This window comes from Streptomyces sp. NBC_00090 (assembly GCF_045160815.1).
GTDB lineage: Bacteria > Actinomycetota > Actinomycetes > Streptomycetales > Streptomycetaceae > Streptomyces.
Map to the genome: position 1 here is coordinate 3,895,633 of NZ_CP108224.1, position 14,771 is coordinate 3,910,403.

A 14,771-nucleotide genomic window follows, 5' to 3' on the forward strand; every position below is an offset into this window, starting at 1 on the left:
GGGGTGGTTGCCCAGAGCGACACCGGTCCCGATTCAGCAGATCTGATGTACCGTCAGATTCATGCCCGCCACTCCACGCAGCCCCCGCCGCGTCGCCGTCGTCGGCGTCTCCCTCTCCGACTGCGGCCGCGTCGACGAGGCCACCCCGTACGCGCTCCACGCCCAGGCCGCCCGGCGCGCCCTCGCGGACAGCGGCCTCGACCGCTCGCTGATCGACGGCCTGGCCTCGGCCGGGCTCGGCACCCTCGCCCCGGTCGAGGTCGCCGAGTACCTGGGCCTGCGCCCCCGCTGGCTGGACTCGACCGCCGTCGGAGGAGCCACCTGGGAGGTCATGGCCGCGCACGCCGCCGACGCGATCGCCGCCGGCCACGCGAACGCGGTCCTGCTCGTGTACGGCTCCACCGCCCGCGCGGACATCCGGGCCCGGCGCCGCACCGCGAACCTCTCCTTCGGTTCGCGCGGCCCGCTCCAGTTCGAAGTCCCCTACGGACACACCCTGATCGCGAAGTACGCGATGGCGGCCCGCCGCCATATGCACCAGTACGGGACGACCCTGGAGCAGCTCGCCGAGGTCGCCGTCCAGGCGCGGGCGAACGCGGCGCTCAACCCCGAGGCGATGTTCCGGGACCCGATCACCGTCGACGAGGTCCTGGACGGGCCGATGATCGCGGACCCGTTCACCAAGCTGCACTGCTGTCTGCGCAGCGACGGCGGCTGCGCGGTGCTGCTCGTCGCCGAGGAGTACGTCCAGGACTGCCGGACGGCCCCCGTCTGGGTCCTCGGCACGGGCGAGCACGCCTCGCACACCACGATGTCGGAGTGGGAGGACTTCACGGTCTCCCCCGCGGCGGTCAGCGGCCGGCTCGCCTTCGAGCGGGCGGGGGTGACCCCGGCCGACATCGATCTCGCCGAGATCTACGACGCCTTCACCTACATGACCCTGGTGACCCTGGAGGACCTGGGCTTCTGCGCGAAGGGCGAGGGCGGCGCGTTCGTGGAGAAGGGGCGCCTGACGGTGGGCGGCGGCGGACTCCCGGTGAACACGGACGGCGGCGGGCTCTCGGCCTGCCACCCCGGGATGCGGGGCCTGTTCCTGCTGGTGGAGGCGGTGCGACAGCTGCGCGGCGAGGCGGAGGGCCGGCAGGTCCTGCGGGCGGACGGCTCGCTTCCCGAGCTGGCGGTGGCCTCGGGGACGGGGGGCTGGTTCTGCTCCTCGGGGACGGTGGTGCTGGGCAGGTCCTGACCGGCCCGGCACCACCGCCCCAGAATCTATACAGGCGTCATAGACAAGCGTGTAGGACATCCGTATAGTCATCGGTGCGGGCAGGGGAAGGCCCGCACCACCCGACAAGGAGTCCCGCCATGACGCACCAGGCCACGACCAAGACCGTCCTCATCTCCGGCGCCTCCGTCGCCGGCCCGGCCCTCGCCCTCTGGCTGCACCGCTACGGCTTCACCGCCACCGTCGTCGAGCGCGCCCCCGAACTCCGCACCGGCGGCTACAAGGTGGACATCCGCGGCACCGCGATCGAGGTCTGCCGGCGGATGGGCGTCCTCGACGAGATCCGCGCCAAGTCCACGGACATGCGCGGCGGTTCGTACGTCGACGACGCCGGCCGCACCATCGGCGAACTGCCCGCCGACATCTTCGGCGGACGCGTCGAGGAGGACGACGAGATCATGCGCGGCGACCTCGCCCGCATCCTGTACGAGCGGACCCGCGACGACGTCGAGTACCTCTTCGACGACTCGATCGCCGCCCTCGCCGAGGACGCCGACGGGGTCACGGTGACCTTCGAGAGCGGCACCGTCCGCCGCTTCGACCTGGTCGTCGGCGCCGACGGGCTGCACTCGAACACCCGGCGCCTGGTCTTCGGCGAGGAGGAGCGGTTCAAGCGGCACCTGGGCGCGTACATCTCGATCTTCACCGCCCCCAACCACCTGGGCCTGGACCGCTGGGAGACGTACCACGCGATTCCCTCGAAGCTCGTCTGCGTCTACAGCGCCACCGGCGAGACCGACGCGAAGAACCTCTTCATCTTCTCCGCGCCCGAGCGGCTCCCCTACGACCTCCGGGACGTGACCGACCAGAAGCGGCTGCTCACCGACACGTTCACGGGCGACGGCTGGGAGATTCCCCGGCTCCTCGGGCACGCGGCCGACGCCGACGACTTCTACCTCGACTCCATGTCCCTCGTCGAGATGGACCGCTGGTCGCGGGGGCGCGTCGTCCTCCTCGGCGACGCCGCCCACTGTTCCTCCCCCGCCTCCGGCCAGGGCACCGGCCTCGCCCTCACCGGCGCGTACGTCCTGGCGGGCGAGCTGGCCCGGGCCGGTGGCGACCACACGGTGGCCTTCGCCCGCTACGAGGAGCGGATGCGACCGGGCGTGGAGCAGAACCAGCGGATGGCCGAGGGCTTCGTCAAGGAGATGACGGTCGGCTCGAAGTGGAAGATCGCCCTGCGCATGCTCATGGTGCGGACCCTGCCGAGGACGCCGTGGAAGAACCTCATCGCGAAGAAGATCCGCGACGGGATCCAGTCGGCGGCCAACGCGGTCCCGATCGAGGACTACTCCGGGCCGGCCACCGGCACGACCGCCCCGAGCCCTACCGTGACCGCATGACCGACTTCCACCACGCCCTGCGCTCGCTCCGGGTCTGGGACACCGAGCTGCCCTCCTTCGACCCGGCGGGCGCCCCGCCCGAGCCGCTCGCCCTCTTCCACGACTGGTTCACGCAGGCCGTCGCGGCCGGCCAGACCGAGCCGCACACCCTCTCCCTGGCCACCGTGGACGAGGACGGCAGGCCCGACGTCCGTACGGTGATGCTCCACGACGCCGACGAGCGCGGCTGGCACTTCGCCTCGCACGCCACCAGCGCCAAGGGCCGCCAGCTCGCCGCCCGCCCCGAGGCCGCGCTCGGCTTCTACTGGCCGGTCCAGGGCCGCCAGGTCCGGATCCGGGGCCACGTCACCACCGGCACCCCCGAGGAGGCGTACGAGGACCTCCACGCCCGCACCACCGGCGCCCTCGCCTCGGCGCTCGTGGGCCGGCAGAGCGAGGTCCTGGACTCTCCCGAGGCCCTCGCCGAGGCGAGCACGGCGGCCTGGCGCCGGGCCGAGGCGGAGCCGGACGCCCACGCCCCCACCTGGACCCTGTACGTGGTCGAACCGGCCGAGGTCGAGTTCTTCCAGGGCGACGAGCGGCGCCGCCACCTCCGCCTCCGCTACCGCCGCGAAGCGGCGACCGGCACCGGCTGGGTGCGCGAGCTGCTCTGGCCCTGAAAGCGGCGCACCATGGAAGTGGAGGTGTGAGAACCATGGCGACGTACATGGACGTACACCGCGGGATGGTGGGCATCACGGCCGAGCAGCTGAAGGAAGCGCACCAGGCCGACCTCGCGGTCGAGAAGGACGAGGGAGTCCACTTCGAGAGAGCGTGGGCCGACCCGGATTCCGGGACGGTCTACTGCCTGTCGCACGGCCCGTCGATGGAGGCCGTCCAGCGGGTCCACGCCCGCACGGGCCACGCGGCCGACGAGATCCACGAGGTGCCCCTCACGGTGTGAGGAACCCCGAAGGGCACCCCTCAGGGGGTGCCCCCCGCTCCGTACATCTCGTCGATCTCGCGCGCGAAGTCCCGCAGCACGGCCCGCCGTTTGAGCTTCAGCGACGGGGTCATATGGCCTGACCGCTCCGAGAACTCGCTCGTCAGGAGCCGGAAGGCGCGGATCGACTCGGCCCGTGAGACGAGCCGGTTGGCGTCGTCCACGGCCCGCTGGACCGCGTCGAGCAGCTCCTCGTCCCGGGTCAGCTCCCAGAGCGCCAGATGGTCCTTGTGCCGCATCCGCCGCCAGTGCGTGAGGCCCTCGTGGTCGAGGGTGATCAGGGCGGTGACGTACGGGCGGTCGTCACCCACGACCATGCACTGGGCGACCAGCGGATGGGCGCGCAGCCAGTCCTCCAGCGGGGCGGGGGCCACGTTCTTGCCCGCCGAGGTGATGAGGATGTCCTTCTTGCGGCCGGTGATCCGCAGATAGCCGTCCTCGTCGAGCGAGCCCAGGTCGCCGGTGGGGAACCAGCCGTCGTCGGTGTACGGCACGGCCGCCCCGCGCTGGGCGTCCCAGTACCCGGCGAAGACATGGGCGCCCTTGAGCCAGACCTCCCCGTCGTCGGCGATCCGGACGGCCGTGCCCGGCAGGGGCCAGCCGACGGTGCCGGTGCGCGGCCGCTGCGGCGGGGTCACCGTGGACGCGGCCGTGGTCTCCGTCAGGCCGTACCCCTCGAAGACCTCGACGCCCGCGCCGGCGAAGAACTCGGCGAGCCGGGCGCCGAGCGGGGAGCCGCCGCAGATCACGTACCGCACCCGGCCGCCGAGCGCGGCCCGGATCCGCCGGTAGACGAGCGGGTCGTAGAGCGCCCGCGCGGCCCGCAGCGGGAGCGAGGGCGCGGCCGCCTGGCCGTACTTGCGGGCGATCCTGGCGGCGCGGTCGAAGGCGGCGGCCTTGCCTCCGCGTTCGGCGGTGGCGCGGGCGGTGTTGAAGACCTTCTCCAGGACGTACGGGATGGCGAGGAGGAAGGTGGGCCGGAAGGCGGCCAGGTCGGTGAGGAGCTCCTCGCCCTCGACGGAGGGGGCGTGGCCGACCCGGACCCGGGCCCGTACGCAGCCGACGGAGACCATCCGTCCGAAGACGTGGGAGAGCGGCAGGAAGAGGAGGGTGGCGGCGGGCTCCTTGCTCTCCGCGAGGAAGACGGGGTGGAGGAGCCGGACGGCGTTGTCGACCTCGGCGAAGAAGTTGGCGTGGGTGAGGGCGCAGCCCTTGGGCCGGCCGGTGGTGCCGGAGGTGTAGACGAGGGTGGCGAGGGTCTCGGGGGTGAGCAGTCCGCGCCGGGCGGTGACGGCCTCGTCGGCGACCCGGGCCCCGGCCCTGCGGAGCAGGTCGACGGCGCCGGTGTCGAGGGCCCAGAGGTGGGCGAGGCCGGGGAGCTGCCGCCGCTCGGCGGAGACGAGCCGGGCCTGCTCGGGGTCCTCGACGACGCAGGCGGCGGCGCCGGAGTCCTGGAGGATCCAGCGGGTCTGGAAGGCGGAGGAGGTGGGGTAGACGGGGACGGTGACGAGTCCGGCGGCCCAGGCGGCGAAGTCGAGCAGGGTCCACTCGTAGGTGGTGCGGGCCATGAGGGCGAGCCGGTCGCCGGGGCGCAGTCCGTGGGCGATGAGGCCCTTGGCGACGGCGTGCACCTCGGCGGCGAAGCGGGCGGCGGTGACGTCGTACCACTCGCCCTGCGGGTTCTTGCGGGAGAAGAGGGGGGCCTCGGGGTCCTGGCGGGCGTTGTCGTACGGCAGGTCGGCGAGGGAGCCCCGGCGCACCCGGGGCACGAGGGCGGGCACGGAGACCTCCCGTACCCGGCCGTCCACCAGTGTCTTGTGCGGCTCGACCGGTTCGATCTCGGATGCGGCGGTGACGACGGACACGTGCGGCTCCTCGGTCTTCGCGATGAACTGAGGTCGTGCGTCGGTACGTTGCGCTCCTGGGGACCTGTGACGGTGGCCGTGCCAGGTGATGACTAGCCGGTAACCTTACTGCGCGGTAAGCCTCAACGGGGAGACCAGCGCTCGCTTTTCATGAGGTTTCCGAGCCCGGCCCAGGCGAAGTTCATCAGCGTCGCGGCGGCTTTCCTGGCCGTCATCCCGGGCGTCGAACCGGCCCAGTCGGCCAGCGACTCGGCGGCCCCGACGAGCGCCTGCGCGAGGGCCTCCACCTCCGGCCCCACGACACCCCCGAGCGCATCCCCGAGCAGCCCATCCACGAAGGCGGCGATCTCCTCCCGCATCCGCGAGGCCTCGGCCGCGAACGGCTCCCCCTGCGTCCACGCCCGCCGGCTCAGCATCACCCAGGCGTCCGGGTGGTCCGCGACGTACGTCCCGCAGAAGCCTACGTGCCCCCTGCCCGGACGGGGCAGGGGGCACGTGGGAGGTGCGGGAGCGTCGAGCGCGTCAGGCGGCGGCCGTGACCGCGACCTTCTGGTCGGTCTCGCCGACCGCGACCAGCTCGTCGATCGGGGACGCCGAGGCGTTCTCGTACGCGGTGTGGTCGAGGATCTTCTCGCGGGCGGCGACGATCACCGGGATCAGCGCCTGGCCTGCGACATTCGTGGCCGTGCGGATCATGTCGAGGATCGGGTCGATCGCCATGAGCAGACCGACGCCCTCCAGCGGGAGGCCCAGGGTGGAGAGGGTCAGCGTCAGCATGACCGTCGCGCCGGTCAGACCGGCGGTGGCCGCCGAGCCGATGACCGAGACGAAGGCGATGAGCAGGTAGTCGCCGATGCCGAGCTGCACGTCGAAGATCTGCGCGATGAAGATCGCGGCGAGCGCCGGGTAGATCGCGGCGCAGCCGTCCATCTTGGTGGTGGCGCCGAACGGGACGGCGAAGGAGGCGTACTCCTTCGGGACGCCGAGGCGCTCGGTGACCTTCTGGGTGACCGGCATGGTGCCGACCGAGGAGCGGGAGACGAAGGCCAGCTGGATCGCGGGCCAGGCACCCTTGAAGAACTGGATCGGGTTGACCTTGGCGACCGTGGCGAGCAGCAGCGGGTAGACGCCGAAGAGGACCAGGGCGCAGCCGATGTAGACGTCGGCGGTGAAGGTCGCGTACTTGCCGATCAGCTCCCAGCCGTAGTCGGCGATGGCGAAGCCGATGAGGCCGACGGTGCCGATGGGGGCGAGGCGGATGACCCACCACAGGGCCTTCTGGAGCAGCTCCAGGATCGACTCGGAGAGCGTGAGGATCGGCTTGGCCTTCTCGCCCAGCTTGAGGGCGGCGATGCCGGCGACGGCGGCCATGAAGACGATCTGGAGGACGTTCAGCTCGGTGAAGGGCGTGATGACGTCCGTCGGGATGATGCCGGTGAGGAAGTCGATCCAGGAGCCCTCGCGCTTCGGCAGCTTGCCGTCCTGCGGGGTGAGGCCGGTACCGGCGCCCGGGTTGGTGATCAGGCCGATCGCGAGGCCGATGGCGACCGCGATCAGCGAGGTGATCATGAACCAGAGCAGCGTGCGGGTGGCGAGCCTGGCGGCGTTGTTCACCTTCCGCAGGTTGGTGATCGAGACCAGGATCGCGAAGAAGACGAGCGGGGCGACGGCCAGCTTGAGCAGCTGGACGAAGATGTCGCCGACCTGGCCGAGGGTCTCCTTCAGCCAGGCGACGTCCTGGCTGCGGGCGATCCAGCCGAGCAGGGCGCCGAGGACGAGACCGGCGATGATCTGGGCCCAGAAGGGGAACTTCGGTATGCGCGAGGAAGCCGGGGACTTCTGCTCTGGTGCGGTCGCGGACGCGGACACAGACACACTCCACAGGTGCGTATCGGGAAATACGGGACGGGGGTGCGGCACACACGCGTTTTCACGCGGGCCGCTGCATGATGCCGGGTCAGAGCTCGCGGCAACAGACCGCGGACATACAGCGGCACAGATCGACGTGCAGGCGCGCCACGAGCGGGGTGCTCGCGGCATGAGAGGGGCGCACTGCTGTCGTCATGTCGAACACGTTAACACTTGAACTTTGAGATCCTCAAAGCCATTCTTTGAGGTGCCGGAACGCCCTTCCACCTCCGAAACGCAGAACACCCCAGACAGGAGCCTGGGAAGCTCCTGCTGGGGTGGGTGGATCTGTGATGAAGCTTACGCAGCCCTTACAGGGCTACAGCGAGTCCTCCTGGGACCTGTTCGAGGCGAGCCGGCCCTTGGCGCGGTCGACCTTCTCGACGATCTCGACGCTCATGTCGTCGCGCTGCCTGCGCAGGAGGACGAAGCTGAGCGGGGCGGAGACGACGATGGCGAGGACGAGGACCCAGAGCAGGTTCGAGTCGCCCAGTCCGCGCGGCAGCACGCCGACGTAGACGAGACCCCACAGGGCGAAGAAGCACCCGGCGAAGATGCCGAGCCGCATCAGCGTGTAGCGGAGCATGTCAGTCAGTCCACTCTTCCGTTCCGAAAAGTTCCCATACGGGACGAGCGCCCCTCCAGTGAAACACGGGGAGGGGTGCTCGCCGGGAGCGGGGGTTGGGCGGGGGCCGGAAGCCGAGGCCGGGACACCTTGAGCCCTCCGGCGAGTAATAGCTAAGCTTCCCGCATGGCCCTTACTTTCGAGGTGGATCCGGCGGTCGGTCCGGCCCTGCGCGACGGCGTGCTCGCCCTCTGGGCCGACGTCTCCAACGCGGGCGGCGCGGTCGGCTTCGTCCCTCCCGTGACCCCCGAGGAGATCCGCCCCGCGCTGCTCAAGCACCTCGTCGCGATGACCGAGGGCGGTACGCGCCTGCTGGTCGGCCGCGACGAGCACGGCGAGGTCGCCGCCACCGCCTTCTTCACCTTCAACACCCACCCGCTGATGACGCACTGGGTGTGGCTCTACACGGTGATGGTCCACCCCCGCCACCAGGGCAGGGGCTACGGCGCCGACCTCATGGCCGCCGTCGAGCACACCGCCCGTACGGCCCCGGGCTTCGAGGCGGTCGAGGCGATCCGCCTGACCTGCCGGGGCGGCACCGGCGTCGACGGCTTCTACGCCAAGTCCGGCTACAAGGAGGTCGGCCGCGTCCCCGACGCGATCCGGGTCGCCCCCGGCGACGACCGGGACGACATCATCATGCTGCTCCCCCTGACCTGAGGTAGCCCGTCGGTGAGGTGGGCCGCCGGTGAGGCAGCCGCCGGGACCCGACCGGAACGGGCACGAACTGTCGGGTCCGGCAGGGCCCGCCCTTCCTACGGTGAGGACACGGAACAAGGAAGGACGCACACGTGCTGGAGCGGCTCAACCAGGCCCTGGACCACATCGAGGAACGCCTCCGCGGCGACCTCGACGTGGCCGAACTCGCCCGGATCGCCATGACCTCGGAGTACCACTTCCGGCGTCTCTTCTCGGCGCTGGCGGGGATGCCCCTGTCGGAGTACGTGCGGCGCAGGCGGCTCACCCTCGCCGGCGCCGAGGTGCTCGCCGGCGAGCGGACGCTCCTGGAGATCGCGGTCCGCTACGGCTACGGCTCCGGGGAGGCCTTCGCCCGCGCGTTCCGCGCGGTGCACGGGGTCGGCCCCGGCGAGGCCCGCCGCACGGGCGCCGCACTGCGCTCCCAGCCGCGGATGTCCTTCCGCCTCGTCGTCGAAGGGAACAGCACCATGCGGTACAGGGTCGTGGAGAGGGAAGACTTCCGGATCGTCGGGCGCCGGGCCCGCGTGCCCCTCGTCCACGAGGGGGAGAACCCGGCGATCGCCGCGCACATCCGCTCCATCGGCCAGGAGGCCCTGGGCCGGCTCGCGCGCCTGTCGACCGGGGAGCCGGCGGGCGTCGTCTCCGCCGTCGTCCACCTCACGGAGAGCCGGGAGGAGGGGGCGGAGCTGGACTACTGGCACGGGGTCGTCGGCGACGGCGAACTCCCCGCGGAGTTCGACGCGCTCGACGTGCCCGCCGGGACGTGGGCCGTCTTCGAGAACGAGGGCCCGTTCCCGAAGACCCTGCAGTACCTGTGGCGGGACGTCTTCACGCAGTGGTTCCCGTCCAACCCGTACGCGAGCAGGCCGGGCCCGGAGCTGTTGGCCGTCGCGCCGTCGGAGGACTGGACGACGGCGCGGGCCGAGCTGTGGATCCCGGTGGAGCGCACGGAGAACTGAGCACACGGAGAAGGGCCGGCGGGGTGTGTCCCCGCCGGCCCTTCTCCCTGCACGTCGTCAGACCCGCATCGCCTGCGGCGACTCGCGCCGGTCCGCGTCCGGGCCCGGGTACTCGCGGATGATCTCGTACCGGGTGTTCCGCTCGACCGGCCGGAAGCCCGCGTCCCTGATCAGTTCGAGCAGGTCCTCGCGGCCCAGCTTGTTCGGCGTGCCGTAGTTGTCGGCATCGTGCGTGATCTTGTACTCGACGACCGAGCCGTCCATGTCGTCCGCGCCGTGCTGGAGCGCCAGTTGCGCGGTCTGGACGCCGTGCATGACCCAGAAGACCTTGACGTGCGGCACGTTGTCGAAGAGCAGCCGGGAGACGGCGAAGGTCTTCAGGGCCTCGGCACCGGTCGCCATCGTCGTGCGCGCCTGGAGCTTGTTGCGGACCTTGCCGTCCTGCATGTCCACGAAGTCGTGCTGGTAGCGCAGCGGGATGAAGACCTGGAAGCCGCCGGTCTCGTCCTGGAGCTCACGCAGCCGCAGCACGTGGTCGACGCGGTGGCGCGGCTCCTCGATGTGCCCGTACAGCATCGTGCTCGGGGTCTTCAGACCCTTGGAGTGCGCGAGACGGTGGATCCGGGACCAGTCCTCCCAGTGGGTGCGGTGGTCCACGATGTGCTGCCGGACCTCCCAGTCGAAGATCTCGGCGCCGCCGCCGGTCAGGGACTCCAGACCGGCCTCGATCAGCTCGTCGAGGATGTCGGATGCGGACATCCCGGAGATCGTCTCGAAGTGGTGGATCTCGGTGGCCGTGAAGGCCTTGAGGGAGACGTTCGGCAGGGCCTTCTTGAGCTCGGAGAGCGAGCGCGGGTAGTACCGCCAGGGCAGGTTGGGGTGGAGCCCGTTGACGATGTGCAGCTCGGTGAGGTTCTCGTTCTCCATCGCCTTCGCGAGGCGCACGGCCTCCTCGATGCGCATGGTGTACGCGTCCTTCTCGCCCGGCTTGCGCTGGAAGGAGCAGTAGGCGCAGGAGGCGGTGCACACGTTCGTCATGTTGAGGTGACGGTTGACGTTGAAGTGCACCACGTCGCCGTTCTTGCGGGTCCGGACCTCGTGGGCCAGCCCGCCGAGCCAGGCGAGGTCGTCGGACTCGTACAGGGCGATGCCGTCCTCACGGCTCAGCCGCTCACCCTCCCGGACCTTCTGCTCAAGTTCGCGCTTGAGTCCCGCGTCCATGTACGAGCGCCTCCTTTTGTCTCCGAGATCAGGCTCCACCCACCGTACTCTCAGCCCTCTTCGGGCAGGTCTCCGACCCGGTTCTCCCACTTGGTGGAGAGCACGATCGTCGTACGGGTGCGGGAGACGCCCTTCGTGCCGCTGAGGCGGCGGATCGTCTTCTCCAGACCGTCGACGTCGCTCACGCGGACCTTGAGCATGAAGGAGTCGTCGCCCGCGATGAACCAGCAGTCCTCGATCTCGGCCAGGTCCTTCAGACGGCGGGCCACGTCCTCGTGGTCGGCGGCGTCGGAGAGGGAGATGCCGATGAGGGCGGTGACGCCCAGGCCGAGCGAGGCGGCGTCGACGGTGGCGCGGTAGCCGGTGATGACTCCGGCCGCCTCAAGGCGGTTGATCCGGTCGGTGACAGAGGGGCCGGAGAGCCCGACGAGCCGGCCGAGCTCGGCGTACGAGGCACGACCGTTCTCGCGCAGAGCCTGGATGAGCTGCCTGTCCACGGCGTCCATAGGTATGAGGCCTTCCATTGTCCAGCGATACCGCGAGTTTAGGTATAGAATCTAAGGTACACAGGGAAGACGCCCTGTGAATCTTTTAGTCGATCAAAGACGATCTTTCAGGAGTGGTGTTCACCGTGTACACGATCGAGATGGCCTACGCCCGTATGCGCGAGCTGCAGGACCTGGCCAACCGCTCGCGTGCCCACCAGTCGACCTCCGCCTCGAAGCGCGCCGCGAAGAAGCACGCCAAGAAGCGCTAATCAGCCTGGAGAGCCGCACCCAGCTCTCCTTCCCAACGGCGGTACAGCCGGTGCGGCACCCCTGCCGCGTCCAGCACCCGCCCCGCGACGAAGTCCACCAGATCCTGGATGTGCGTCGCCCCCGCGTAGAACGCCGGAGAGGCGGGCAGCACCACTGCGCCCGCCTCGTCCAGCGCCACCATGTGCTTGAGCGTCTGACCGTTCAGCGGAGTCTCCCGCACGGCGACCACCAGCGGCCGCCGCTCCTTCAGCGTCACGCTCGCGACCCGCTGCAGCAGGTCCTTCGAGAGCCCGAGTGCCACTCCCGCCACCGCGGCGGTCGAGGCCGGCACCACCAGCATCCCCTTCGCCGGGTACGAACCCGAGGACGGCCCCGCGGCCAGATCCCCGGCCGCCCAGTACCGCACGTCCGCCAGGGCGTCCCCGACGTCGAACGTGTCGGGCTTCCCGTCGGCACCCCGCGCCAGCCACGCCGCCAGGTCCTCGCGCCAGTGCGCGTCCCGGAAGGAGATCCCCGTCTCGTCGAGCAGCGTGAGCCGCGAGGCCCGCGACACGACGAGGTCGACGCTCTCCCCCGCGGCGAGCAGCCCCCTCAGCACGGCGGCGGCGTACGGCGTACCCGAAGCGCCGGAAACCCCCACCACCCAGGGCCGACGACTCTTCTTCTCCTGCGACTCCACGACAGTGAGCCTATCCGGCCGGGAAAACCCAGGCGCGGCGCGCTCCCGGCTTCATCCCGTCCGGCACCCCCGGTGCCACCCGTCCCCGGCCCGGCCCCACCCCGGCCCCGACCGGCCTCGGTCAGGCGTCCCGGAAACGCAGCAGCCGCTTGGCCGTGGCCCTCATGAGGCGGTCCGCCTCGGTGAGGGGAAGGCGTTCGCGGCGGTAGCGGAGCGAGGGGCGCCCCTCGGCCCCGAACCCCTCCTTGAAGAACGCGAGCGAGGACTCCGGGCGGGAGTCGCCCATGACGTAGGCCGTTCGGCCCTCCGTACACGCGTCCTCGATCGCGAGCCGCTGCAGCAGGGAGTTCGCGTGCACCGGATGGGCCAGGTCCCGGTCCATGGCGCCGCGCCAGTTCTTGGCCCGGTCCCCGTACGACACCACCACCACGCCGGCGGCCGGCTCCCCGCCGACCCGGGCGAGGTAGATGGCGCACGAGGCGCCGAACCGGTCGGCGACCGCCTCCAGGTACCGCCGCGGAAACGCCCGGGACCGGCGCAGGCGGGCGAGCGCCCGCGGTTCGTGCTGCTGCCGGGCCCACCGCAGCATGGACGTCTCGTACAGTCCGTAGAACTCCGCCACCAGCCGGCCCTCGCGGTCGACCTCCACCTCGACGGACGACCGCTCCGCCTTGCGCGCCTCCCGCCTGGCCCGCCCGTGGAAGCGCTGCTCCCAGACGGTGTCGAAGCCCCCGCTCAGGTCCAGCACGTGCGTCGTCAGGGTCTCGGCGGCGAAGTCGGGCGGTGCGGCGGACGCCCACACAGGGTCGGCGTCCGGCCCGAACCGCACACCGACCCGCAGCGCCGGACGCCGGGCCAGGTCGCGGAAGACGAGCAGGGCCTCCTCCTCGTCGGGCGCGCCCGGGGACGCCAGAGGTCCGCCGATTCCCCAGCCGGACGGCCAGGCCTCCTCGACGGTCAGACGCCCGGGCAACCCGCGCCGCCGGACGAGGGGGACGACGAGCCGGCGGCCGCCCCCGAAGACGTACAGCCGGCTGGCGTCCACGAACGGTCCCGTCGCACAGATGGAGTCGAGCCATGACGGGGTCTGGGTGACCAGCGTGGCCCCGTCCTCCTCGGCCAGCCGCCACCAGACCTCGCGCGGCGCCGGGGACGTCACCCGCACCGGGCCCGCCGCGGTGGTCTGCGCAAGCACCTCCACCGGGCTCACCGCCTCTCCACCTCGGTGAGGACCGGCACGACATTGCCGGCCACCCATCGGCGACTGCGTCCGTAGCGCGCGGACTTGGCCGCGTTCCCCGCCACGTGCCACAGCCAGGTGAGCAGCGGCAGCAGGGCCTCGTCGGACTCCTGCCGCGGGGGCGGGACATCGGAATGGGCGAGCAGGGCGCGGTCCTCGGGCAGCAGGCCGCCGCGGCGCACGGCGTCGGCCACGATCCGCCCCAACTCCCGCCGCTCGCGCTGTTGCCGCAGCGTGAGGACGAACAGGTAGGAGTCGACGGCGCACGGCCCGTCGGGGCGTGAGTCCGCCCAGTCGATCACCCCGGACAGCGCTCCGCTCTCCTCGTTCACCAGGATGTTCCCGGGGTGGTAGTCGCCGTGGGTCCGGGCGGTGGTCAGGGTGCGCCCGGCCAGACCACGGTTGAGGCGCTCCCGCAGGGCCCGTACGGCGGCCGCGCCGCGGGCCCCGCCGCACCAGGGGACCTGCTCGGCCAGCACCGCCAGGCGGGTGTCCACCCAGTCGGCGGTCCTGCCCTCGGCACGCTCCGGACGTCCGGTCGCACGGTGCAGGGCCGCGACGGTGCCGAGCGCCGCGACGGCCAGCGGCCAGGCCCGGCCGGGTGCGTGCCGGAGGAGTACGTCTCCCTCGACACCCGGCAGGCAACGCTCCGCCACGAGCAGCAGCCGGCCGCCGTACCGCAGCTCCTCGGCCGACGGCAGCAGCCGTCGCCACTCCCCGACCCGGTCGTCCTCGGCCAGTTCACGCAGGGCCGCGCAGCCGTGGGTGAGGGATCCGGCCGCGCGGACGCTGCGCGGATGCTTGATCACGAGTGGCTCCGCCGCGTGGTCCTCCAGCCGGAACACCAGCAGGTCGGAGACGGTCCGCTCCAGCCGGTGCAGATCGCGGAAGCGGACGTTCTCGCCGCGCAGCAGGCCGGCCAGCCGGCGGGCCCGCACCAGGTCGGACGGCCGGGTCAGCAGCGGGCTCGGATCGAGCGGAAGAAGACCGCTCCATGCCGAACGGCCGGGACCGGCCCGCTCCCCCGGCACGGTCCGGGGAAGCGCGGTGTCCACGGATCCTCCCCGCCACTCATCGAACGAATGCGGATATTTCACTCTAACAAGGCCCTTGCGGCCTTCGCGCGCCCTAGCAAGGCCCTTGCGGCCTCCGCGCGCCGCTCGCACGCACCTCCCGGCCGACTGTGGACCCGAAGGCGCATCACGGCCCG

General features: G+C 71.4%; 16 protein-coding genes. 7 read left to right on the top strand and 9 right to left on the bottom strand.

Going from position 1 to position 14,771, the window contains the following annotated elements; genetic code table 11:
• The first annotated feature begins 61 nt into the window (after positions 1-61).
• The 4 genes from OG361_RS17135 to OG361_RS17150 all read left to right on the top strand — a co-directional run bounded on the left by OG361_RS17135 (position 62) and on the right by OG361_RS17150 (position 3,568).
• Positions 62-1,243 carry a thiolase C-terminal domain-containing protein gene (locus OG361_RS17135; protein ID WP_405854486.1) on the top strand — a complete coding sequence of 394 codons (1,182 nt, stop codon included), beginning with the start codon at positions 62-64 and terminating at the stop codon, positions 1,241-1,243.
• A 119-nt stretch (positions 1,244-1,362) separates the two neighbouring features.
• Entirely contained in the window at positions 1,363-2,625 is a 1,263-nt protein-coding gene (locus tag OG361_RS17140) for an FAD-dependent monooxygenase (RefSeq protein WP_405854488.1), read from the top strand.
• Positions 2,622-3,284, top strand: coding sequence for a pyridoxal 5'-phosphate synthase (locus OG361_RS17145; protein ID WP_405854490.1), 663 nt, complete (start codon positions 2,622-2,624; stop codon positions 3,282-3,284). Before OG361_RS17140 ends, OG361_RS17145 begins: the two co-directional genes overlap by 4 nt.
• A gap of 35 nt (positions 3,285-3,319) precedes the next feature.
• Positions 3,320-3,568 carry an SCO4226 family nickel-binding protein gene (locus tag OG361_RS17150; protein WP_405854492.1) on the top strand — a complete coding sequence of 83 codons (249 nt, stop codon included), beginning with the start codon at positions 3,320-3,322 and terminating at the stop codon, positions 3,566-3,568.
• Positions 3,569-3,588: 20 nt separating this feature from the next.
• On the opposite strand, the gene OG361_RS17155 is transcribed toward OG361_RS17150, so the two are convergent.
• From OG361_RS17155 to OG361_RS17170, 4 genes are all read right to left on the bottom strand, one after another.
• Positions 3,589-5,472 carry an AMP-dependent synthetase/ligase gene (locus tag OG361_RS17155; protein ID WP_405854494.1) on the bottom strand — a complete coding sequence of 628 codons (1,884 nt, stop codon included), beginning with the start codon at positions 5,470-5,472 and terminating at the stop codon, positions 3,589-3,591.
• Positions 5,473-5,594: 122 nt separating this feature from the next.
• A complete protein-coding gene (locus OG361_RS17160) occupies positions 5,595-5,960 on the bottom strand; it encodes a hypothetical protein (protein WP_405862299.1) in 366 nt (121 codons plus the stop codon).
• Between the two features lie 34 nt (positions 5,961-5,994).
• Positions 5,995-7,341: a dicarboxylate/amino acid:cation symporter gene (locus OG361_RS17165; protein ID WP_405854496.1), complete on the bottom strand. Its 1,347-nt coding sequence runs from the start codon at positions 7,339-7,341 to the stop codon at positions 5,995-5,997.
• 358 nt (positions 7,342-7,699) lie between these two features.
• Positions 7,700-7,966: a DUF4229 domain-containing protein gene (locus tag OG361_RS17170; RefSeq protein WP_384567074.1), complete on the bottom strand. Its 267-nt coding sequence runs from the start codon at positions 7,964-7,966 to the stop codon at positions 7,700-7,702.
• Positions 7,967-8,131: 165 nt separating this feature from the next.
• On the opposite strand from OG361_RS17170, the gene OG361_RS17175 reads away from it, so the two are divergent.
• Both OG361_RS17175 and OG361_RS17180 read left to right on the top strand, forming a co-directional pair.
• Positions 8,132-8,665, top strand: a complete 534-nt coding sequence (locus tag OG361_RS17175) for a GNAT family N-acetyltransferase (RefSeq protein ID WP_405854498.1) — start codon at positions 8,132-8,134, stop codon at positions 8,663-8,665.
• A 131-nt stretch (positions 8,666-8,796) separates the two neighbouring features.
• Positions 8,797-9,663, top strand: a complete 867-nt coding sequence (locus tag OG361_RS17180; RefSeq protein WP_405854500.1) for a GyrI-like domain-containing protein — start codon at positions 8,797-8,799, stop codon at positions 9,661-9,663.
• A gap of 57 nt (positions 9,664-9,720) precedes the next feature.
• Here the strand turns inward: OG361_RS17180 and mqnE are convergent, their stop codons facing one another.
• Together mqnE and OG361_RS17190 are read right to left on the bottom strand one after the other, a co-directional pair.
• A complete protein-coding gene (gene mqnE / locus OG361_RS17185; RefSeq protein WP_405854502.1) occupies positions 9,721-10,884 on the bottom strand; it encodes an aminofutalosine synthase MqnE in 1,164 nt (387 codons plus the stop codon).
• Positions 10,885-10,934: 50 nt separating this feature from the next.
• The gene (locus OG361_RS17190) at positions 10,935-11,390 is read right to left on the bottom strand and encodes an Lrp/AsnC family transcriptional regulator (RefSeq protein WP_055642891.1); all 456 of its coding nucleotides are present in this window, start codon (positions 11,388-11,390) and stop codon (positions 10,935-10,937) included.
• A 113-nt stretch (positions 11,391-11,503) separates the two neighbouring features.
• On the opposite strand from OG361_RS17190, the gene OG361_RS17195 reads away from it, so the two are divergent.
• Positions 11,504-11,641, top strand: a complete 138-nt coding sequence (locus tag OG361_RS17195) for a hypothetical protein (protein ID WP_384567083.1) — start codon at positions 11,504-11,506, stop codon at positions 11,639-11,641.
• On the opposite strand, the gene OG361_RS17200 is transcribed toward OG361_RS17195, so the two are convergent.
• The 3 genes from OG361_RS17200 to OG361_RS17210 form a co-directional block, all read right to left on the bottom strand.
• A complete protein-coding gene (locus OG361_RS17200) occupies positions 11,638-12,321 on the bottom strand; it encodes a UbiX family flavin prenyltransferase (RefSeq protein WP_405854505.1) in 684 nt (227 codons plus the stop codon). The genes OG361_RS17195 and OG361_RS17200 overlap by 4 nt on opposite strands.
• A gap of 121 nt (positions 12,322-12,442) precedes the next feature.
• Entirely contained in the window at positions 12,443-13,531 is a 1,089-nt protein-coding gene (locus OG361_RS17205; protein ID WP_405854507.1) for a GNAT family N-acetyltransferase, read from the bottom strand.
• Positions 13,528-14,616 carry an aminoglycoside phosphotransferase family protein gene (locus tag OG361_RS17210; RefSeq protein WP_405854509.1) on the bottom strand — a complete coding sequence of 363 codons (1,089 nt, stop codon included), beginning with the start codon at positions 14,614-14,616 and terminating at the stop codon, positions 13,528-13,530. The genes OG361_RS17205 and OG361_RS17210 overlap by 4 nt, the downstream gene beginning before the upstream one ends.
• Positions 14,617-14,771 lie beyond the last annotated feature (155 nt).

Coding starts and splice junctions, on each gene's coding strand:
- OG361_RS17135 (WP_405854486.1), top strand. CDS start 62: ATGCCCGCCACTCCACGCAGCCCCCGCCGCGTCGCCGTCGTCGGCGTC.
- OG361_RS17140 (WP_405854488.1), top strand. CDS start 1,363: ATGACGCACCAGGCCACGACCAAGACCGTCCTCATCTCCGGCGCCTCC.
- OG361_RS17145 (WP_405854490.1), top strand. CDS start 2,622: ATGACCGACTTCCACCACGCCCTGCGCTCGCTCCGGGTCTGGGACACC.
- OG361_RS17150 (WP_405854492.1), top strand. CDS start 3,320: ATGGCGACGTACATGGACGTACACCGCGGGATGGTGGGCATCACGGCC.
- OG361_RS17170 (WP_384567074.1), bottom strand. CDS start 7,966: ATGCTCCGCTACACGCTGATGCGGCTCGGCATCTTCGCCGGGTGCTTC.
- OG361_RS17175 (WP_405854498.1), top strand. CDS start 8,132: ATGGCCCTTACTTTCGAGGTGGATCCGGCGGTCGGTCCGGCCCTGCGC.
- mqnE (WP_405854502.1), bottom strand. CDS start 10,884: ATGGACGCGGGACTCAAGCGCGAACTTGAGCAGAAGGTCCGGGAGGGT.
- OG361_RS17190 (WP_055642891.1), bottom strand. CDS start 11,390: ATGGACGCCGTGGACAGGCAGCTCATCCAGGCTCTGCGCGAGAACGGT.